This is a genomic window from Herbaspirillum sp., assembly GCF_035644555.1.
Taxonomy (GTDB): domain Bacteria; phylum Pseudomonadota; class Gammaproteobacteria; order Burkholderiales; family Burkholderiaceae_D; genus Herbaspirillum.
Genome location: NZ_DASQOH010000075.1, coordinates 23462 through 44308 on the forward strand (window position 1 = coordinate 23462; position 20847 = coordinate 44308).

General features: G+C 64.0%; 14 protein-coding genes. 2 read left to right on the top strand and 12 right to left on the bottom strand.

Annotation, left to right across the window (positions count from 1 at the left end; all coding sequences use genetic code 11):
• Nucleotide 1: 1 nt before the first annotated feature.
• From pbpC to VE092_RS21165, 3 genes are all read right to left on the bottom strand, one after another.
• Nucleotides 2-2257: a penicillin-binding protein 1C gene (gene pbpC / locus VE092_RS21155; RefSeq protein ID WP_324879921.1), complete on the bottom strand. Its 2256-nt coding sequence runs from the start codon at nucleotides 2255-2257 to the stop codon at nucleotides 2-4.
• Nucleotides 2258-2268: 11 nt separating this feature from the next.
• On the bottom strand, nucleotides 2269-8154 hold the full coding sequence (locus VE092_RS21160) for an MG2 domain-containing protein (RefSeq protein ID WP_324879910.1): 5886 nt from the start codon (nucleotides 8152-8154) through the stop codon (nucleotides 2269-2271).
• Between the two features lie 103 nt (nucleotides 8155-8257).
• Nucleotides 8258-9139 carry a LysR family transcriptional regulator gene (locus VE092_RS21165; RefSeq protein WP_324879911.1) on the bottom strand — a complete coding sequence of 294 codons (882 nt, stop codon included), beginning with the start codon at nucleotides 9137-9139 and terminating at the stop codon, nucleotides 8258-8260.
• A gap of 134 nt (nucleotides 9140-9273) precedes the next feature.
• Between VE092_RS21165 and VE092_RS21170 the strand changes: the two genes are divergently transcribed.
• Both VE092_RS21170 and VE092_RS21175 read left to right on the top strand, forming a co-directional pair.
• Nucleotides 9274-10455 carry an MFS transporter gene (locus tag VE092_RS21170; protein ID WP_324879912.1) on the top strand — a complete coding sequence of 394 codons (1182 nt, stop codon included), beginning with the start codon at nucleotides 9274-9276 and terminating at the stop codon, nucleotides 10453-10455.
• Between the two features lie 14 nt (nucleotides 10456-10469).
• Nucleotides 10470-11555 carry an SDR family oxidoreductase gene (locus VE092_RS21175; protein ID WP_324879913.1) on the top strand — a complete coding sequence of 362 codons (1086 nt, stop codon included), beginning with the start codon at nucleotides 10470-10472 and terminating at the stop codon, nucleotides 11553-11555.
• 95 nt (nucleotides 11556-11650) lie between these two features.
• Here the strand turns inward: VE092_RS21175 and VE092_RS21180 are convergent, their stop codons facing one another.
• The 9 genes from VE092_RS21180 to VE092_RS21220 form a co-directional block, all read right to left on the bottom strand.
• Entirely contained in the window at nucleotides 11651-12181 is a 531-nt protein-coding gene (locus VE092_RS21180) for a phosphoribosyltransferase (RefSeq protein ID WP_077235649.1), read from the bottom strand.
• 50 nt (nucleotides 12182-12231) lie between these two features.
• Nucleotides 12232-13545: an adenylosuccinate synthase gene (locus VE092_RS21185; RefSeq protein ID WP_324879914.1), complete on the bottom strand. Its 1314-nt coding sequence runs from the start codon at nucleotides 13543-13545 to the stop codon at nucleotides 12232-12234.
• A gap of 3 nt (nucleotides 13546-13548) precedes the next feature.
• Nucleotides 13549-14709 (bottom strand): ATP phosphoribosyltransferase regulatory subunit, encoded by a 1161-nt coding sequence (locus VE092_RS21190; protein WP_324879915.1) that lies wholly within the window; start codon nucleotides 14707-14709, stop codon nucleotides 13549-13551.
• Between the two features lie 268 nt (nucleotides 14710-14977).
• Entirely contained in the window at nucleotides 14978-15871 is an 894-nt protein-coding gene (gene hflC, locus VE092_RS21195; RefSeq protein WP_324879916.1) for a protease modulator HflC, read from the bottom strand.
• The gene (gene hflK / locus VE092_RS21200) at nucleotides 15871-17229 is read right to left on the bottom strand and encodes an FtsH protease activity modulator HflK (protein ID WP_324879917.1); all 1359 of its coding nucleotides are present in this window, start codon (nucleotides 17227-17229) and stop codon (nucleotides 15871-15873) included. Before hflK ends, hflC begins: the two co-directional genes overlap by 1 nt.
• Nucleotides 17230-17318: 89 nt before the next feature.
• The gene (gene hflX, locus VE092_RS21205) at nucleotides 17319-18443 is read right to left on the bottom strand and encodes a GTPase HflX (RefSeq protein ID WP_324879918.1); all 1125 of its coding nucleotides are present in this window, start codon (nucleotides 18441-18443) and stop codon (nucleotides 17319-17321) included.
• A gap of 39 nt (nucleotides 18444-18482) precedes the next feature.
• Entirely contained in the window at nucleotides 18483-18722 is a 240-nt protein-coding gene (gene hfq / locus VE092_RS21210) for an RNA chaperone Hfq (RefSeq protein WP_006463311.1), read from the bottom strand.
• Between the two features lie 140 nt (nucleotides 18723-18862).
• Entirely contained in the window at nucleotides 18863-20206 is a 1344-nt protein-coding gene (gene der / locus VE092_RS21215; RefSeq protein ID WP_324879919.1) for a ribosome biogenesis GTPase Der, read from the bottom strand.
• Nucleotides 20207-20232: 26 nt separating this feature from the next.
• On the bottom strand, nucleotides 20233-20847 hold a 615-nt coding region (locus VE092_RS21220; RefSeq protein ID WP_324879920.1), incomplete at its 5' end, for a PQQ-binding-like beta-propeller repeat protein.

The window sequence follows — 20847 nt, forward strand, 5'->3', positions numbered from 1 at the left end:
TTCAGCGGCGCGGCTTGTCCTCGGGCCGCGCCACTGCTCCGCGCACCTCGAAGCGCACGCTATCGAGCTGCCTGCCGCCGCGGTCCTGCAGCACCAGCATGTGCCTGCCCGGCCAGGGCATCCAGTCGAAGCCCAGTTCTTCCTCGCCCGTGCCGGCCGATGCCATCGCCACCTGCTGCGCCCGCACCCGCCCCGCTTCCATCACGGCCTCCGGCATCAGCTTGCCATCCAGCACCCAGCGGCTTCCTGCGGGCGCGCCCTGGGCGCGGAAACGGATGCGCTGGCGCGCGGGAGGGATATCCGGGTCCAGCGCCACCAGCATCCCGGCCGTCGGATAGCTGATGGCCGGACGGATTTCGCGCGCGTGCGCGATGCGGATCTCGGACTGCGCCGTGCCGGGCAGAAAGTATTCGGTGCGGGCAGCCTCGAGGTCCTGTTCATAACGTATCGCCCGGGCCTGTACGCCGGCCGGCTTCTGCGGCGGGCCGCTGCGGGCATCCCGACTGCCGTCGCGGCCGCGCTCATGCAGGTACTGCATCACCTCCTGCCACACCGGTGCGGCGCCGGTCACGCCGGAGACATCCCACATCGGGGCACCGGAGGCATTGCCGACCCACACGCCGACGGTGTAACGCGAGGAATAGCCGACGCACCAGTTGTCGCGCATGTCCTTGGAGGTGCCGGTCTTGACGGCAGTCCAGATACGGGTGGACAGCGCGTTCTCCAGGCCGAAGGTACGGGCGCGGGCGCTGCGGTCGGAGAGGATGTCGCCGATGATGTAGGCGGCATCGGCGTCCATCACCGGTACCGGGCGAGGCGCGGTGCGGGCGTCATCCAGTCGCGTGCGCAAGGGGGAATAGCGGCCCTGGTTGGCCAATGCGCGATAGGCATTGGCAAGGTTGGCCAGGGTCACGTCGGCGCTGCCCAGGGCCAGGCTGTAGCCGTAGTAGTCGCCGCTCTCGCGCAGGTTGAAGCCCAGTGCCTGCAGGCGGCGGAAGAAGCGCTCGGGCGTGACCATCACCAGCGTGCGCACGGCGGGGATGTTCAGGGAAGAACCCAGCGAAGTGCGCAGACTGACCAGCCCCTTGTATTGCTTGTCGTAGTTTTGCGGGATGTAGAGTCCGGCGCTGGTGGCAAGGTTGACGGGGGAATCGTCCAGCAGCGAAGCCGCCGTGAGCCATTTTCTTTCGATCGCCAGTTCGTAGAGGAAAGGCTTGAGCGTCGATCCCCCCTGGCGCTGCGCGACTACGCCATCGACATTGGCGGCCGCCGACAGGGTGCCACTGGAGCCGACCCAGGCCAGGACCTCACCGGTGGCGTTGTCGATGACGATGATGGCGCCATCCTCGATGTTGCGTTCGGCCAGGCCGGCCAGCTGATGGCGCAGGGCTTGCGAGGCGAAGCGCTGCAGGGGCGCGTCCAGCGTGGAGCGCACTTGCTGGCCGGGCGTGTTCAAGAGCTTGCGCGCCAGGTGGGGGGCCAGTTGCGGTGCATCGCTGGTGCCCGGCAGGTCGCGTTTGGCGGCGGCACGGGCCAGGACCAGTTCGGTGCGGCCATCCATGCCGTTGCATTGTTCGGCAGCGCCCTGTTCCTTCAGGATGGCGCAGGCGCGCTCGGCCACGCGGCGCGGAGTGGCGTTGGGGGCACGGATCAGGGCGACCGCGATGGCAGCTTCGCCCTGGTCCAGTCCGCTGGGGTGCTTGCCGAACATGACGCGCGACAAGGCATGCACACCCGCCAGCTCGCCCCGGAAGGAGACCAGGTTGAGGTAGGCCTCCAGGATCTGGTCCTTGCGCCAGCTGCGTTCCAGCGATTGCGCGATCCACGCCTGCGAGACCTTCTGCGTCAGCGTGCGTGCGCCGGATTTGCGACGCAGGTCATCATGGAGCAAACCTGCCAGTTGCATGGTGATGGTGGAGGCGCCGCGGGTCCGGGTATTCCAGAGATTACCCCAGGCCGAGGCCGCGACGGCATTCCAGTCGATGCCGCTGTGCTGGTAGAAACGCCGGTCTTCGGAGGCGATCAGGGCCTGGCGCAGGGCGGGCGAGACATCTTCCAGCTTCACCCAGGCGAGCTTGCGTTCGTCCATGTTCACACGCAGGCGCTGCAGCAGCTCGCCGTTGCGGTCCAGCAGGCTGGCCTCGGAGGGGAGGAAGTCGCGCTGCACCTCGGCAAACGAAGTCACCGCCCCCGCGCTGGCCGGCAGCAGCAAGGCCAGCACCAGCGCACAGCCTGCGCCGGCGCGGGACCAGGGCATGCCGCTGGCGTTCACGGCGCCGCCTTGACGACCAGTTTGGCGTTAGGCACTTCGCCAAACATTTCCGGCGCATACATCGCTTCCACCCGCGTGGGCGGCAGGTTGAATTCGCCGGCATTGTTCAGGCGCACGGTGTAGCTGATGCTGGTGCGGCCCTTGGGCATGGACTCGTAGTAGGCGCGATAGGCTTCGAAACTGCGTTCCTCGTAGGCCAGCCAGCCTAGGCCGCGATCACGCGGGCTGTCCTGTTTGCCCTGGGCGATGGCGGAATCACGCCCCAGGCCGGAACCCAGCAAGGTCGCGCCGCCCGGTACCGGATCGCTGACGACGACCCAGGTCATCTCGCTCTGGGCATCGATGTCCAGCGTCACCCGCAGCACATCACCACGGGTATAGACGCCGGCCTGCTTCTGCTCGATGGCCTCGACCTTGCGGCTGATGCGATAGCCGGCCGCGAACGGCTGCTTCAGGGGGACGGCGGCCAGGCTTTGCAGCGTGACCCAGGGCTTGCCATTGCCCTCTTGCGTGAAGCGCACATTGCCGCCTTGCGCATTGCCATCCGGCCAGGGCAATTGCAGCTTGCCGCCGCTGGCGGCGCTGCTCCAGGCCAGGCTCTGGGTGGCACTGGTGGCATTAGCGGCACTGTTGCCCCCACCCTGCTCCAGCGTGGCGCGGGTACTGCCGGTGACCGGTTCGGATTCGAACTTGCGGGCGAATTTCTCCAGGGCCAGGCTGCCCCAGACGTTGGCGGTGGTGGTGCTCCAGTGGCCGCGCTGCTGGCGGCCGATGGCGCCGGCCACCAGGCGTGGCAGGTCGTCGCGCCAGGCCGGGTTGTTCAGTTCCAGCAGGATCAGGCGGTTGGCATTGGCGTCGCCGCTGCTCATGAGCCACCACCAGTAATCGCCCTCTTCATTGGAGAAGCCCATGCGCGTGCCCTGGAAGTTCAGGCGGGCGCGCAGGATCTGGTCGGCCTCGTCGAGCTTCTTCTGGCGTTCGGGGATGGCAGTGACCCGCTGCAGGATGGCGATCCAGTCCAGCAGACCGGAGGTGGGCCACTGGTTGGGATTGATCTGGATCGATCCCAGCATGGCTGGCTGCACGCGGTTGTAGCGCGACAGGGCTTCCAGCGCGGCCAGCTTGCGCACGTCCAGATCTTTCTGTGGCGACCAGAATTCGCGCATCACCTTGCCCTCCACGAAGCCGGCCAGGCCGTCGAGCATTTTGTCGCGGCTGGCGGGCGGGATGGCATAGCCGGCCTCGTTGGTGGCCGCCAGCAGGTAGGCGGTGAGCGTGTCGCTGCCACGCCGCGCGCCGCTGTCGCTGGGCGGGAAGTAGTAGGCCAGGCCGTCGCCGTCGAGATAGGTCGGCAGGTCGCTCACGATCTTCTGCCACGCCGCTTCATCGCGCAGGCCGATGGCCTTGGAGGTCTTCTGCTCCAGGCAGGCAAAGGGATAGTTGACGAAATAGCGGGTCAGCGCATCACTGCCACCGGCCAGGCTGGGCTTGAGCGAGATGGCCAGGCCACCGCGTCCGGGGAGGCTGTCGGCCGGGCGGGCAACGCTGAGGGCGGCGCTCTTGTCCAGCTGGAACAGGGTCGCCTGCTGCACCGTCACCGGGACCGCCGGTACCACGCGCTGGCTGAACTTCATGGCGTCCTTGGCCTTCTGGCCGGCCTGCTCCTGGGCGCTGATTTCCCAGGCCAGCTGGCTGATGCCTTCCGGCGTCTGCACCGGCCACATCACTTCGGCCGACTGGCCGGCCGCTATCTTGATGTCGCGCTCGGGCAGCGTCAGGGTGCTGGCGGGCGTGCCGCCCTGGGCGCGTGCGCTGACCTTGAGGGTCATGTCATGGGTGGTGGTATTGCGCACGGTGACGCTGCCGTTGAAGCTGTCGCCTTCACGCACCAGGGGTGGGAGGCCGGAGATGACCTGCACATCCTGGGTGGAGCGGATGCTGATACTGCCGGTCCCGAAATCGCTGACGCCATTCTCGGCAATGGCGACGATGCGGAAGGAAGTCAGCGCATCGTTCAACGGCACCTCCAGTTGCGCCCTGCCCTCTGCATCCAGGGTGACCTTGGGCTTCCATGCCAGCAGGGTGTCGAACAGTTCACGCGTGGGGGCGCGACCACCGCCGCCACCGGCCGGGGTGGCCTTCTTGCCGTAGTGGCGCTTGCCGACCACCTGCATCTGCGCGGTGGAGGTTTCCACACCATAGCTGCGTCGTTGCAGCATGGCGCGCAAGACATCCCAGCTGCCATTGGGCTGCAGCTCCAGCAGGGCTTCATCCACGGCGGCCAGGGCGAATTCGCCCCCGGCGGCCGGTTTGCCGTTGGGCAGTTTCACCTGCACTTGCACCTTGGCGATGGCGCGGATGGGATAGGTGGGCTTGTCGGTCGTCACCGCCACCTGCAGGCGATGGCCGGCATCGCCGATGTTGACTTCGGCGATGCCGAACTTCCATGCCGGCTTGGAGAGATCGACGATGGGGCCGGGTCCCTGATAGGTGCGGAATTCATGCCACCAGTTGAGCGGCTCCTTCCAGCCCCAGACGAAGAAGGAATACCACGGCACCTCGCGCATGCGACCGCGCACGGCCAGCACCGAGACATAGACATTGGGACCGTACTCGGCTTTCATCGGCACGCTGATGGTGGGGTCCTGGCCGGACAGTTGTACCACGCGGGTGTCGGTCACACCTTCACGCTCCACGGCAACCAGCGCGGTCGCGTGACGGAAAGGCATGCGCACCTGGAAGGTGGCGGTCTCGCCGCGCTGGTAGTTCTTTTTCTCGGGCAGGATGTCGATGCGGTCCTGGTTTTCGCCATCGAACCAGACTTCGCCACGCCCGGTGACCCACACCGAGGAACGGGCGGCAGCCGCATTGCCATCGCCATCCCTGGCGCTGGCGATCAGTTCCACATTGCCGGCCTCGGAAAGTTCGGTGTCGCAGGTGAACATGCCGTGCTGGTCGCTCTTGCCGGCGCAAAGCTTGCCGAGGTCTTGCTTGCTCTCGTCGTTTTCGTAGGCGTAGAAGCCGCCCACCATGCGCTTGCGGTGCGAATTGGTTTTGCGCGCCAGGCCATGGATTTCCACCGGCACACCGGCCTGCGGCTGACCGGCGGTATTGAGGGTGACGGCGGTCAGCGTCAGCTTTTTCTTGACCGACACCCAGTTGCCCGTGCGCAGTCCCACCACCACCGCCGATGGCCACAGCGGCGTGACGCTGGAGATGGTCTGCACTTCACCGTTAGGGTCGCTGTAGGTCATCTCGGTGAGCAGTTCCTGCGGGCGTTGCAGCACCGGCAGCTTGCCGATGACGGCGCGACCGCTGCCATTCTTGTCGAGGGTGACGGCGAGCTTGTCGGCGACGATCTTCTGGTCGTCGGCATTGCTGTCATCATCGCTGCGCGGGGCGTCGAAGGAGAAACCATCGTAGCCGGCGATGTTCACCCCGCGCGAACGCAGCAGCGACGATACCCGCACGGCCTGGTTGGCCGCGCCACCGCCGTTGATGTAGTTCAGTTGCAGGTCCAGCGGCAATTCCTTGATGGCGACCTGGGCGCCCTTGGGCGGCGTGATGCGGCCCTGCATCAGCGGCAGGCGGAATTCTTCCACGCGGAAGCTGCCGGTGACATAGGTGCCGCGTCCGTAGCTGTCTTCGGCCTCGCCCTCGTTTGCGCTGGTGCCGGCGCCGGTATTGACCTTGCCCTGGTCCAGTACCACTTCATAGGTCCCAAGCTTGGCTTCGCGCGGCAGTACGAAGCTGGTCTCGGCGCTCTTGTTGCCGCGCCAGGTCAGGGGAAACTGGTATTGCTGGCCACTGCCCAGATGGCTGATGCGCACGCGGGTGGGCAGGTCTTCCTTGCGCAGCAGGCCGAAGCCTTGCTGGGTCTCGGTGCGGATGACGTGCTTCATCGAGACCGTTTCGCCGGCACGGAACAGGCTACGATCGAAGATGGTGGTGGCGCGCACGGTGGCGGCGCGGTCCATGTCGGTGGGCAGGTTGAAGCGCCAGGACTCGATACCGTCGTTCCAGGAGGTCAGGGCGAAGGCCATATCCTGACGGCCGCGTTCGTCGGTCTTGCGGGCGCTGACGAACAGGCCATTGATGCTGTCGGCATTGTCCTCGCTGTAGGGACGATGGGCGCAGGCATCCTCCAGCGCCGGCATCATCGCCACGCCATTGGCATTGGTCTTGCCCTGCCAGAGCGACGTGCCTTCGCAATTGGAGACGCGGATCTCGGCGTCGGCCACCGGCCTGGCGTCATCCAGCCGGGTCACCCAAACGGCGCCGTTGGCGCGGCCCAGCTTGACGTGGACAGCCATGTTGGTCACCAGCGCGCTGGTGCGCACGTACATGGGCTGCGGCTTGCCCAGTAGGGAGGCACCCAGTTTCTGCGATTCCAGTTCGACCACGTAGAAGCCGGGGTCCTTCAAGGGGATGCCGATCACTTCGAAGGGCCACTCGCCGTCCCTGGCCTCCTTCTGCGCGGGCAGGTCGAGCTTCTTCGCGCCCGGTTCCTTGGCCAGCAGGCTGACACTGCGCGAATCCACCTTCTTGGGGTCGCCCCATTTCTCGTGATACTTGTTCAGGCGCGTGAGCCAGGCGATCACCGCCTGGTCGCCATCGACCTTGAGATCGGCCACCTTGCCGGGCATGGCGCGACCATCCTTGCCGCGCACCTGCAAGCCGGCTTCGACCCGGCGCAGGGTCACCGGCAGCGTGGGATCGGCGTTGAGTTCGATGATGCCGAAGGGCGCAGCCGGGAATTTGGCCAGCGGCGGGAAATCGGCCAGGGCTGATTTCAGCGGGAAGGCGGCGGCGTTGGAGAGCGTGCGGCCATCCTCGTCCTTGAAACCGGAAGGCAGGCTGATGCTGAACTCGGATTTTTCCGGGAATGGCGGCTTGAAGCGCAGTTCGCGCACGGCAGCATCCTTGTCGCCGTCCAGGGCGGGCTTGATCTTGCCGGTGCTGGCGTTCATCACGATCTGCTCGGCCAGATTGCGCGGCACCGGGGCCGAGAACGACAGGGTCACCGGCAGGATGGGCGAGCAGGCGGCATTGGCGTTTTCGCGCTGGCAGGACAGGCTGGCCGTGAATTCGCTGCGCACCTGGAAGCTGAAGACCTGCGGCTTGGTGGTGACGATGGCCGGTGCGGCTGCGGCGGCAATACCGCGATCCCAGACCAGCTTGACGTGCGCTTCATTGGGCAGGCGCTGCTGGCACTGGACGATGGTCACCGAGGCCGGATCGATGCCCTTGGCGAACTGCTGCAGCAAGGCCTTGCGGTCGGACTCACCGACTGCCCTGGTGGGGATGCGCTCGTTGACACCCTCGGCTTCGCAGTAAAGATGTTGACGCACCGAGGCTTCGGTGGCCGGGCCATTCTGGTAGAGGATGAAGGCCTGGTCTTCGGTGATGCGCGCATCGTCATAAGGCTGTACACGGCTCACGGCCGGTCCGCCGGTGCTGAACTGGAAGCGGGTCTTGCCAGCCACCGCATTGCCCGCAACCGAGCGGGCATCGCTGCGCAGAGTGAAGCTGCAGCGGGTACCGGGCGGCAGGTCGCGTTCGAAGTCATAGACCCAGTTCTTCTCATCGGCCCAGCGCGCGGTGCCGGCCACGGCGCAATCCGCATCGAAGGGCGAGGCGGCCTTGGGGTCGCCGAACTTGATCATGGCTTCGGAGAAGCGCGCCCTTACCTGGCGGATGCGCTGGACTTCGCCCTGGGGCGAGAAGGTCTGCACGCTGGCAGCGGCGGCGCTGGCGGACGGCGCCGGCAGCAGCAGCGCGGCTCCCAGGGCGAGTGCCGCCGGCAGCAGGCGACGGATCTGCCGCGGCCAGTGGGTGATCCATGGGCGACCTGCAGCCCTACCGGTGGGTATTTGCTTCATCTTGTTCTCTCCGGATCAAGTTCGTGTGATGGCGGCCACAGGTCGTTTCCCCCTTGCGGCAATGTTGGCGCTCAGACTTGGTTTAAGGCAAAACGTTTCCTCTTCACAGCTTGCATTGCAAAAAATCGAGGAAGCAGCTGATGCGGCGCGACAGCTGGGTGTTGTGATAGTAGACCGCTGAAATCTTCTGGCGGAAGCCACTATCGTTCTGCGCCAGCAGGCGCACCAGCCGTCCTGCCGCGATATCGTCGTCGGTCATGAAACTGGAGAGGCAGGCGATGCCCTGCCCCGTCAGCGCCAGCTGGCGGATGGTTTCGCCGCTGGAAGCGCGCAAGGCCGGCCGGGTCTGGTAGCGGTCGCCGGCGCTGTGGCGCAGGGGCCAGTGATTGAGGATTTCCGGTTGCGAAAAGCCGATCAGCTGGTGCTGCTCCAGTGCCTCCACCGAATCCGGGGCGCCGTGAAGGGCCAGATAGTCGGGGCTGGCGACGATGTTGAGCCGGGCCGAACTGAGGGAACGTGCGTGCAAGGTCGAATCCTGCAGTTCGCCGATGCGGATGGCGATGTCGGCACGCTGCTCCACCAGGTCGATGAAGCGGTCATTGGTGGTGAGCTCCAGTTCGATGTCCGGATAGGCCTCGCGGAAGGCGCCGACATGCGGGACGATACAGTGCAGCATGAAGGGGACGGCTGCGTCCACACGCAGCTTGCCGACCGGCTTGCGGGTGCGCAGGCGCACCGTTTCCTCGGCCTGCTCCATGGCTGCGAGGATGGCCCGGGCCTGTTCCAGGAAGGCCTCTCCTTCCTCGGTCAGCTCCATGCGCCGGGTGGTGCGGGTCAGCAGGCTGGCCCCCAGTTTTTCTTCCAGCCGCGACAGCGCGCGGCTCACGCCCGAGGTGGTCTGCTCCAGCACTTCGGCTGCCGCCGACAGGGTGCCGGCCTCGACCACGGCGACGAAGGTACGCAATTCCTCGGACTGGATATTCATTGTTGACTCCGGATCAAATATTCTTTGATTGTAACGGGATTTTTCTCAACAAAGACTGCGCGCACAATCCTTCACATCGCTGGCAATCCAACTGGAGAAGCCGGTCTACTCCACACCACAACAAGAGGATTGCCATGCCAATTGCACTTTGGGCGCTGACCATCAGCGCATTCGCCATCGGGACTACCGAGTTCGTCATCATGGGGCTGCTGCCGGAAGTGGCCTCCAACCTGGGCGTGAGCCTGTCCTCGGCCGGTCTGCTGGTGACCGGCTATGCGCTGGGCGTGTTCGTGGGCGCCCCGCTGGTGACTGCCACCACTGGCCGCCTGCCGCGCAAGACGCTGCTGATTGCCCTGATGGTGGTCTTCGTCATCGGCAACCTGGCCTGTGCCATTGCACCGGGTTACGCGACGCTGATGCTGGGCCGGGTGGTGGCTTCCTTTGCCCACGGCGCGTTCTTCGGAGTCGGCTCGGTGGTGGCCACCAGCCTGGTGCCCAAGGAAAAGCAGGCCTCTGCCATCGCCCTGATGTTCACCGGCCTGACGGTGGCCAATGTGCTGGGCGTGCCCTTCGGCACCTGGCTGGGTCAGCACTATGGCTGGCGCGCCACCTTCTGGGCAGTGACCGTGATCGGGGTGATCGCCCTGGCTGCCACCGCCGTGCTGGTGCCGCGTTCGCAAGGCGGTGAAGAGGCCGACTTCGGCAAGGAAGTGCGCGTACTGATGCGCCCACAGGTAATGCTGGGCCTGCTGATGACGGTGCTGGGCTTCGGTGGCGTGTTCGCGGCCTTTACCTATATCGCCCCGATCCTGACCGATATCAGTGGCTTCCCGGCCTCTGCCGTGTCGCCCATCCTGCTGCTGTTCGGCCTGGGGCTGGTGATCGGCAACCTGGCCGGCGGCAAGCTGGCCGACAAGCGCCTGATGGCCACGCTGCTGGGCAGCCTGGTGCTATTGGCAGTGGTGCTGGTGCTGTTCGGCCTGACCAATGGCAACAAGATCGCCGCCATCGTCGGCGTCGGCCTGATGGGCATGGCGGCCTTCGCTACCGTACCACCGCTGCAGATGCGGGTGCTGGAAAAGGCGACCGGCGCGCCCAATCTGGCCTCCTCGGCCAATATCGCGGCCTTCAACCTGGGCAATGCGGCCGGCGCCTGGCTGGGTGGTGTGACCATCGACCACGGTCCGGGCCTGCATGCCGTTCCCTATGTGGCGGCCCTGCTGCCGCTGGCGGGCATCGCAGTGGCCCTGCTGAGCTGGAAGATGGATGGCAAGCCGGTGCGCGCACCCGCCAGCCCACGTACCGAAACCTGCTGAACCGGGAGGCCCGCATGTCGCATAGCGCAACCCCACGCAAGACCGCCCTGGTAGTCGGCGCCCATGGCGTGATCGGCAGTCAGTTGATGACCCACCTGCTGTCCCTGCCGCAATGGGAGGTGATCGGCCTGTCGCGTCGTGGCGGCGAAAGTCGCAAGCAGGATCGGCTGCGCCACGTCGCCGTCGATCTGCTCGACGCCAACGAGACCGAACGCCGGCTGGCGCCGCTGGAACAGGTCAGTCATGTGTTCTACGCCGCCTACCAGCATCGTCCCAGCTGGGCCGAGCTGGTGGCGCCCAACCTGACCATGCTGCAGAACACGGTGGAGGCGGTGGAGAAGCACGCGCCAGGGCTGCAGCACGTGAGCCTGATGCAGGGCTACAAGGTGTATGGCGGCCATCTGGGTCCCTTCAAGACACCGGCACGCGAAAGTGACGCGCAGTTCATGCCGCCCGAATTCATGTTCGACCAGCAGCGCTGGCTGGAGCAGCGGCGCATCGATTCCGGCCGCTGCTGGAGCTGGTCGGCGCCACGCCCGGCGGTGGTGGGTGGGGCCGCGCTGGGCAATCCCATGAACCTGGCGCTGGCCATTGCGTTGTATGCCTGCATGTCCAAGGCGATGGGCTTGCCGCTGCGCTTTCCCGGCAAGCCTGGGGCCTATGACAGACTGCTGGAGATGACCGACGCCGGCCTGCTGGCCAAAGGTACGGTCTGGGCGGCCACCCACGAGGCGGCGGCCAACCAGGCCTTCAATATCGGCAATGGCGACCTGTTCCGCTGGAGCGAGATGTGGCCCAGGATCGCGCAGTATTTCGGCATGGAGGTGGGCCCGCCGCTGCCGCTGAAGCTGGCCGAGGTGATGGCGGACAAGGCCGCCTTGTGGGAACGCATCGTCACCGCGCACGGCCTGAAGGCCCATCCATATGCTTCACTGTCGGCCTGGGAATTTGCCGATTTCGTGTTCTCCTGGGATTACGACATGTTCGGCGATGGCAGCAAGGCGCGGCGGCTGGGGTTCCATGAATACGTGGAGACCGAGCAGATGTTCTACCGGCTCTTCGATACCTTCAAGGAGCACAAGGTCATTCCCTGGTCCTGATGCTACTGAGCTGCGCACCGGACAGGTACGACAAAAAAAGAGCTTGCCGCGGCAAGCTCTTTTCACATCTGAAGCATCGCTGGTGAAGACGATACTCAGGCGCCCTTCTTGATCCAGGCCGCCAGCTGGTGCGGGCCCAGACCGTCGTACTCTTCGAAGGGCTGGTGGATCCAGGGATTGGTGGGCAGGTAGTCGATATGGAAATCGGGTTCCACGACCGAGCAGGCCTTCCACCACAACACGGCGCTCTTGATCTCGGTGACGGCAGGGTAATGCTCCTTCAGGTGCAGCATCACCTTTTGCAGGGTGACGCCGGAATCGACCAGGTCGTCCACCAGCAGGATGCGGCCACCCAGGGTTCCCTTGGTGATGGTGATGTACTTGGCGATGTCCAGCGAGCTGCGGATGGTGCCGGCGGCTTCGCGGTAGGAGCTGGTCGAGAGGATGGCCAGCGGGACATCGAAAATGCGCGACATCACGTCACCCGGGCGCAGGCCGCCGCGCGCCAGGCACAGCACCTGGTCGAACTGGTAGCCGGATTCATAGACCTTCAGCGCCAGTCGTTCGATCAGGCGGTTGTAGTCGTCCCAGGAGACCCAGAGGTCTTTGTCGTCAGAGATCTTCATATTCTTGATTGCTTCGTGTTGCTTTGTTACGTGTTACGGCGATGGCCTGATTACTTGAACGGGTGACGCAGGACGATGGTCTCTTCGCGGTCAGGACCGGTGGAGATCATGTCGATGGGCACGCCCACCAGTTCCTCGATGCGCTTGATGTAGGCACGGGCATTGGCCGGCAGCGCATCCAGCGACTTGGCGCCCACGGTGGTCTCGGACCAGCCCGGCATTTCTTCGTAGATCGGTTCGCAGGCTGCGGCTTCTTCGGCGCCGACCGGGAAGATGTCGACGGTCTTGCCGTTCAGCTTGTAGCCGGTGCACAGCTTCAGCGATTCCAGGCCGTCCAGCACATCCAGCTTGGTCAGGCACATGCCGGAGACACCGTTGATCTGCACCGAGCGCTTGAGCAGCGCGGCATCGAACCAGCCGCAACGGCGGGCACGACCGGTGACGGTACCGAATTCATGGCCGACCGAGGCCAGGTGCTTGCCGGTGCCGGCATCGGTGGGCAGTTCGGCCGGGAACGGGCCGGAACCGACACGGGTGGTGTAGGCCTTGGTGATGCCCATGATGTAGTGCAGCATGCCCGGGCCTACGCCCGCACCGGCGGCGGCATTGCCGGCCACGCAGTTGCTGGAGGTGACGAACGGGTAGGTGCCGTGGTCCACGTCCAGCAGGCTGCCTTGCGCGCCTTCGAACAGGATCTTGCCGCCGGCCTGGTGGATGGCGTACAGGTCGCTTGAGACGTCGGTGACCATGGGCTTGATGCGCGGCACGTTGGCCAGGGCTTCGTCCAGGGTCTTCTGGAAGTCCACCGGCTGGGTCTTCAGGTAGTGGGTCAGGACGAAGTTGTGGTAGTCCAGGTTGGCCAGCAGCTTTTCGGCAAAGCGCTTTTCGTTCAACAGGTCGGCCACGCGGATGGCGCGACGAGCCACCTTGTCTTCGTAGGCCGGGCCGATGCCCTTGCCGGTGGTGCCGATCTTGTCAGCGCCACGGGCGGCTTCACGGGCCACATCCAGGGCCACGTGGTAGGGCAGGATCAGCGGACAGGCGTCCGAGATCTTCAGGCGCGAGCACACTTCCACGCCGGCGGCTTCGAGCTTGTCGATCTCGCGCAGCAGGTCGGGCACCGACAGCACCACGCCGTTGCCGATGTAGCAGGCCACGCCGTCGCGCATGATGCCCGAGGGAATCAGTTGCAGCGCAGTCTTCTTGCCGCCGATGACCAGCGTGTGGCCGGCATTGTGGCCGCCCTGGAAACGCACCACGCCTTGCGCGTGATCGGTCAGCCAATCGACGATCTTGCCCTTACCTTCGTCGCCCCATTGCGTACCGATGACGACGACATTCTTTGCATTGCTGTTCTGTAACATGACTCAACCCAAGTTTTTGATAATCCAGTTTCCATTGCTGAATTCGAGTGCACGGTCGCAATCGAATTCGTCCTGATCGTGTTCGTGGCCGGGAAGGCTTTGGATCACGATCTCTCCCGCTTGCCGCAATTGCGCTATTTTCTCACGCAGACCGGCGTCCCTACCCCAAGGGGCGAGGATGGCGCGTTTTCGTTCTGCGCCTGGCATCAGTCGTGCCAGTTCACGCAGGTCCAGGGAGAAGCCGGTGGCCGGCCGCGCGCGGCCGAAGGCTTCACCCACATGGTCGTAGCGGCCGCCGCGCACCACCGCGTTGGGCAGGCCCGGCACATAGGCGGAGAACATCACGCCGCTGTGGTAATGATAACCGCGCAGGTCGGCCAGATCGATGGTGACGGCCGCACCTTCATGGCCGGCGGCCAGTTCGACCAGGGCCTGCAGCTCGTCCAGCGCCTGAGCGATGCCGGGCAGCGCCGGCAGGGTGATGCGGGCGCGGGCGATGACGGAGATGTCGCCGTACAGGTTGGGCAGGGCCAGCAGCGCGGCACGAGTACCTTCCTGGAAGCCGGCCGTGATTTCCTGCAGGCCAGGCACGTCCTTGGCCTGCAGCAGGCCGAACAGGTTGGCTTCCTGGCGCTTGGCGGCGGGGTCGTTGGCGATGATGGCGCGCAGTACACCCACGTGGCACAGGTCCAGGCGGATGGTGCGCATGCCGGCCAGGGCCAGCGAATTCAAGGCCAGTTCCTGGATTTCGGCATCGGCTTCAATGCCGGCATGACCGTAGATCTCGGCGCCGATCTGGATCGGTTCACGGGTGGCATGCAGGCCGGTCGGGCGGGTATGCAGGACGCTGCCGGCATAGCACAGGCGGGTCACGGAAGCGCGATTGAGCAGGTGGGCGTCGATACGCGCCACCTGGGTGGTCATGTCGGCGCGCACGCCCAGGGTACGACCGGAGAGCTGATCGACCAGCTTGAAGGTGCGCAGGTCGGTGTCCTGACCGGCTCCGGTGAGCAGGGATTCAAGGTACTCCAGCAGCGGCGGCATGACCATTTCGTAGCCATAGAGGCGGAAATTGTCGAGCAGGCGGCGACGCAGTTCCTCGATCTTGCGCGCTTCGGAGGGCAAGACATCGGCGATGTTTTCGGGAAGAAGCCAGTTAGGCATAAACAAAAGTCAAAGCTAAAAAAACGGATACGTGGACCGGCGATGTGCATTGCCACGGCAATAACAACCGGCCAGACGAAAAACCGGGGCGGTTCAGGAAAAGCTGCCGCCCCTCTTCTTGCGTTCCGGGAAACTTGCATCACGGAACATTGTGTCCGACCAAAAAAGGAAAGATGCCCTCTACCAGCGGCATCCATCCTGTTCGCCCTGCCCGCCTCACTTGGAGGCGGCGCAGGAAGCTTCACATTATCGCCTGTTCGGCGGATTTTTACTTCTTTGCAGCGCTGGCGGTGTTGCCACCCACACCCTTGAAGTATTTGAAGAATTCCGAGCTCGGGTCTACCACCATCAGATCGTGACGGTTCTTGAAGCTGGCGCGGTAGGCTTCCAGGCTACGGTAGAACTTGTAGAAATCGGCATTCTGGCTGAAGGCCTGGGCGTAGATCTGGGAGGCCTTGGCGTCGCCGGCACCGCGAATCTTTTCGGATTCACGATAGGCTTCGGCCAGGATCACCACGCGCTGGCGATCGGCATCGGCGCGGATCTTTTCCGATTCGGCCGCACCGGTGGAACGCAGCTCGTTGGCCACGCGCACGCGTTCGGACTTCATGCGCTCGAACACCGAGGCGTTGATCTGGTCCACGTAGTCCACGCGACGCAGACGCACATCGATGACTTCCACGCCGATCTGCTTGGCCTCGTTGGCCACGCGGGCCTGGATGGCATCCATGACGTTGTTGCGCTGGCTGGAGATGACTTCGCGCACGGTGCGCTTGGTGATTTCATCGTTCAGCGCGGCCTTGACGATCTGCGACAGGCGGTCCTGGGTACGACGCTCGTCAGCGCCGAAGCTGACGAAGTACAGGCGCGGATCGACGATGCGCCACTTGACGTAGGCATCGACCAGCACGTTCATCTTTTCGGCGGTGATGAAACGGTCGGCGTCCGGGGTATCCAGGGTCTGGATGCGCTTGTCCAGGTACATCACGTTCTGGAACGGCGGCGGCAGCTTGAAGTGCAGACCGGGCTCGGTGATGACCTGCTTGACTTCACCGAGGGCGAAGACGATGGCCGAGGAGCGCTGGTCCACCACGAAGATGGTGGAAGAGGCCAGCCAGATCGCGACGACGGCGACGATGACGGAAGTGACGAGGCGGCCCATCAGCGCACCTCCCTTTCACGCGACTCACGGGGATCGCGGTTTCTGGTATCACGCATCAGCTCGGAAGAATACACAGTGTCGTTTCCTGCAGTCGAATTGGTGGACGCTGCGCCCAGCGACGGTTGGCTGGCCGCGGGCGCCTGCTGCTTGCCGGCGGCCGGCGCCGCGTCGCTGCCGCTTTGCTGGATCAGCTTGTCCAGCGGCAGGTACAAGAGGTTGCTGCCTGACTTGACATCGACCATGACCTTGGTGGTGTTGGCGAAGATCTGCTGCATGGTCTCGATGTACATGCGTTCGCGGGTGACGGCCGGAGCCTTGGCATAGGCTTCCTGCACCTGGGTGAAGCGCGAGGCATCACCTTCGGCATTGGCCACCACGCGGGAGCGGTAGGCTTCGGCTTCTTCCAGCAGGCGCGAAGCGGCACCGGAAGCGCGCGGGATCACATCGTTGGCATAGGCCTGGCCTTCGTTCTTGAGACGCTCACGGTCTTGGCCGGCCTTGACGGCGTCGTCGAAGGCTGCCTGCACCTGCTCGGGTGGTTGCACGCCCTGCATGGTGACGTTGGTGATCTGCACGCCGGACTTGTAGCGGTCCAGGATCTGCTGCATGCGCTGGCTCACGTCCAGCGCGACCTTTTCACGGCCCTCGTAGAGGACGAAGTCCATCTTGCTGCGACCGACGATCTCGCGGATGGCGGTTTCTGCCACCTGGCGCACGGAATCGTCCGGATCGCGGTTGTTGAACAGCCATTCGGCGGCGTTCTTGAGCTTGTACTGGACCGCGAACTGGATGTCGATGATGTTTTCATCATCGGTGAGCATCAGGGATTCTTTCAGCTGCTTGTTGCGCACGCTGCCGCGATAGCCGATCTCGGCGGTACGCACCTGGGACATGTTGACGATTTCATGCCCCTGGATGGGGTAAGGCCAGCGCCAGTTGAAGCCCGGCAGCGTGGTGTGGCTGTAGCGGCCGAAGGTGGTGACCACGGCGGTCTGGCCTTCCTGCACGATGAAGAAGCCGCTGGCCAGCCAGAGGAAGGCGACGATGACGGCGATGACGCCCACACCGATGCCGGCGCCCTTCACATCGCCGCGATTGAAGCCGCCGCCACCGTTGCCACCATCGGAGCCGCCACCACCCTTGCGGCCGAGCAGGCCGGCGATGCGCTGGTTGAAGTCGCGCCAGAGCTGGTCGAGGTCGGGCGGACCGTCGTTGTTGCCGGACGGTTTTTCGGGCCGTTTGTCGCCGTTACTTCCGTTATTCTGATTCTCGCGGTTGTCGTTTTGCGAACCACGTCCCCATTGGGGGTCGTTCAACGAAAACTTGACACCGATTTTCCTGAATAAAGACACAAGCATGCGTTTGCGATCCGTCTGAAGTGATGGATTAAGAGAATCAAGGAGGAATGCGCGCCGGGAACGTGCGAAAGGCCGTCCCCACGAACGGCTCAGGCGTGCATGTCTACGGAATCGACTGGCGTGGAACGGCTGCGACCCCTGGCCTCCAAGGCGGCCTTGAGCGAAGCGGTGATCGCTTCGCGCAGCAGATCCAGGCCAGCACCAGACTTGGCACTGACGAAAACCCGCTGGATTTTACCATACTCGTCATACTCGACCGCCGGTTCCAGGCCGGCAGCGTCGATCTTGTTCCAGACCAGGATCTGCGGCACATGGTCGGCGCCGATTTCCTTCAGGACCAGGTTGACCTCGTCGATCTGTTCCATGCGCACCGGGCTGGCGGCATCCACGACGTGCAGCAGCAGGTCGGCGTGGATGGTTTCCTCCAGCGTGGCACGGAAGGCTTCCACCAGTTGGTGCGGCAGTTCGCGGATGAAACCGACGGTGTCGGAAATCACCACGTGCCCGACCTCGCCCAGGTAGACGCGACGGGAGGTCGTGTCCAGGGTGGCGAAGAGCTGGTTGGCAGCATAGACGCCGGCCTTGGCGAGCGAATTGAAGATGGTCGACTTGCCGGCGTTGGTATAGCCCACCAGCGACACCGAGAAAGTCTCGTTGCGCCCCCGCGCACGTCGCTGGGTGGCATGTTGCCGACGCAGCTTGGCCAGCACCGCGCGCAATGCCTTGACGCGCTCGCCCAGCAGGCGGCGGTCGGTTTCCAGCTGGGTTTCACCGGGACCGCGCAGGCCGATACCGCCCTTTTGCCGCTCCAGGTGGGTCCAGCCGCGGATGAGGCGGGTCGAGAGATGCTGCAGCTGCGCCAGTTCGACCTGCACCTTGCCTTCGTGGCTCTTGGCGCGCTGGGCGAAGATATCGAGGATCAGGCTGGTACGGTCGAGCACACGCACCTTGAGCACCCGCTCCAGATTACGCTGCTGGGCCGGAGAAAGGGCATGGTTGAAGATGACCAGTTCGAGCTGGAGGTCGGCGACGGCGTCAGCGATTTCCTGAGCCTTGCCGGTACCAACGAAGAGAGCGGCATCCGGGCTGGCGCGACGCCCGGTGATGGTGATCACCGGTTCCGCACCAGCCGATTTTGCCAGAAGGAAGAGCTCATCCAGACTTGCGGCGAAATCGTTCTTGCCGAAGTCCAGGCCGACTAACGCGGCACGCATGTCAGAATGCCCACGGCGTCAAGCCGGCCAGGTAGACCATTATTCGTCGGACGAGGATTCGAGACTGAGGTTGACCGCACGTGCAGGCACGACGGTGGAGATGGCGTGTTTGTAAACCATTTGCGTAACGGTGTTGCGCAGCAGGACCACGTATTGATCGAAGGACTCGACATGGCCTTGCAGCTTGATGCCGTTGACCAGGTAGATAGAGACGGGAACGTGCTCTTTTCTCAATGCGTTCAGGAATGGGTCTTGTAACAATTGCCCTTTGTTGCTCATGGCAGCTCCACGGTGTTGTTGTGATTAGGACTTGGAGGCACTTCAAGGAATATCAAGTGCTTTACCAACTTTATGCTATTCAATTTAAACGATTTTTGCGTCAACGCCAAAAAACATTGATCGAATAACAGGATTTACGATTATTTTTCCTGCCGGATGAAAGGATTCTTGCCCGACTTGAACTCGATACGCAGTGGAGTGCCCACCAGGGAGAAAGTTTCCCGGAAGTGCTTTTCCAGATAGCGTTTGTAGTTGTCGTCGATAGCTTCCAGGGCATTGCCATGGATCACCACCACCGGCGGATTCTGACCACCCTGGTGCGCATAGCGCAGCTTGGGACGGATCGAGCCCTTGCGACGCGGCTGCTGATGCTCCAGTGCCTCTTCCAGGGCGCGCGTGAGGCGCGGTGTGCTCAGCTTGGCCATGGCAGCGGCGTATGCGGAGTCGATGGATTTCATCAGCGGCCCGATGCCGGTGGATTTCAGCGCCGAAATGAAGTGGAATTTGGCGAAGGACAGGAAGTTGAGCTTGCGCTCCAGATCCATCTTGATCTGGTCGCGCTGGTCGCTCTGCATGCCGTCCCATTTGTTCACCCCCACCACCAGCGCCCTGCCCGACTCCAGCACGAAGCCCGCGATGTGGGCATCCTGCTCGGAGATGTCCTGCTGGGCGTCCAGCAGCAGCAGCACGACGTTGGCGTCTGAAATCGATTTCAGGGTCTTGACCACCGAAAACTTCTCGATGGCCTCGAACACCTTGCCACGGCGCCGGATGCCGGCGGTGTCGATCAGGGTGTAGTGACGGCCTTCGCGCTCGAACGGGATCTCGATCGAGTCGCGGGTGGTGCCGGGCATGTCAAAGGCGATCACGCGCTCCTCGCCCAGCAGCGTATTGACGAGGGTCGATTTGCCGACGTTGGGACGGCCAACGATGGCGATCTTGGTGCCGCGCACGGCCGGTTCTTCAGCTTCCGGCTCCTGGGCGCGCTGGGCTTCGATCTGGTCCAGTGCTTCCTGCACCAGATCGGCCACGCCATCACCATGGGCAGCGGAGATCACGTAAGGATCGCCCATGCCCAGTTCGTAGAAATCGGCCGTGACCGAGGTGTACTTCATGCCTTCGGACTTGTTAACCACCAGCATCACCGAACGTCCGCATTTGCGCAGGAAGTCGGTGATGGTCTTGTCGTGTGGCGTGAGCCCCTGACGGCCGTCGACGATGAAGACCACGACATCGGCCTCGACCACGGCCTGCTTGGTCTGCTTGGCCATTTCATACATGATCCCGTCCTTGGCGACGGGTTCGAAGCCACCGGTATCGATCACCAGGAACGGACGCTCGCCAACCCGGCCTTCGCCGTAGTGACGATCGCGCGTCAGGCCGGGCAGGTCCGCCACCAGCGCATCGCGGCTGCGGGTGAGCCTGTTGAACAACGTCGATTTGCCGACGTTGGGACGGCCTACAAGTGCAATTACCGGTTTCATTTCTTTTCTTAAGGGTCGTTCGCCGCTTATTCAGCGACGATGGAGACCACGGTTCCTGATTTGGTTTGGAAAACGACAGACGAGCCGGTCGAGACCGGCGGCGCCTGGATAGCACTGCCATCGGTGGAAAGACGCGCCACGAAGGCGCCATCTTCCCGCGACAGGAAGTGGATATAACCCTGGTAATCGCCCACTGCCACCGCCTTGCCCACGGCGATCGGGGCCGACAGCATACGGTTCTTCAGGCGATCATTGCGCCAGATGACGGCACCGGTATCGCGGGCGAATTCGGTGACGGCACCACCGATATCGGCGGCATAGACATAGGCATCGTCCAGATTGACGCCGACATCACTGGAGAACTCCTTGATCCAGCGCACATTGCCATTCAACAAGTCGAAGCAACCGATGCGACCCTGGTAGGACGCCGCACAGATATCACGCGAACCCAGCGCCGGCACTCCGGACACATCGGAAATACGCTCCAGCTCGGTGGTGCCGCGCGGGTCGCCGACCGGCACTTCCCAGCGCGGACCGCCATTGTTCAGGGCCAGGGCCGACAGGCGGCCACCCGGCAGCGCCACGAAGGCGGTTTGCGAACCGATCGCGATGCCCGGCGCATTGCGCAGCGTCAGCGAGGG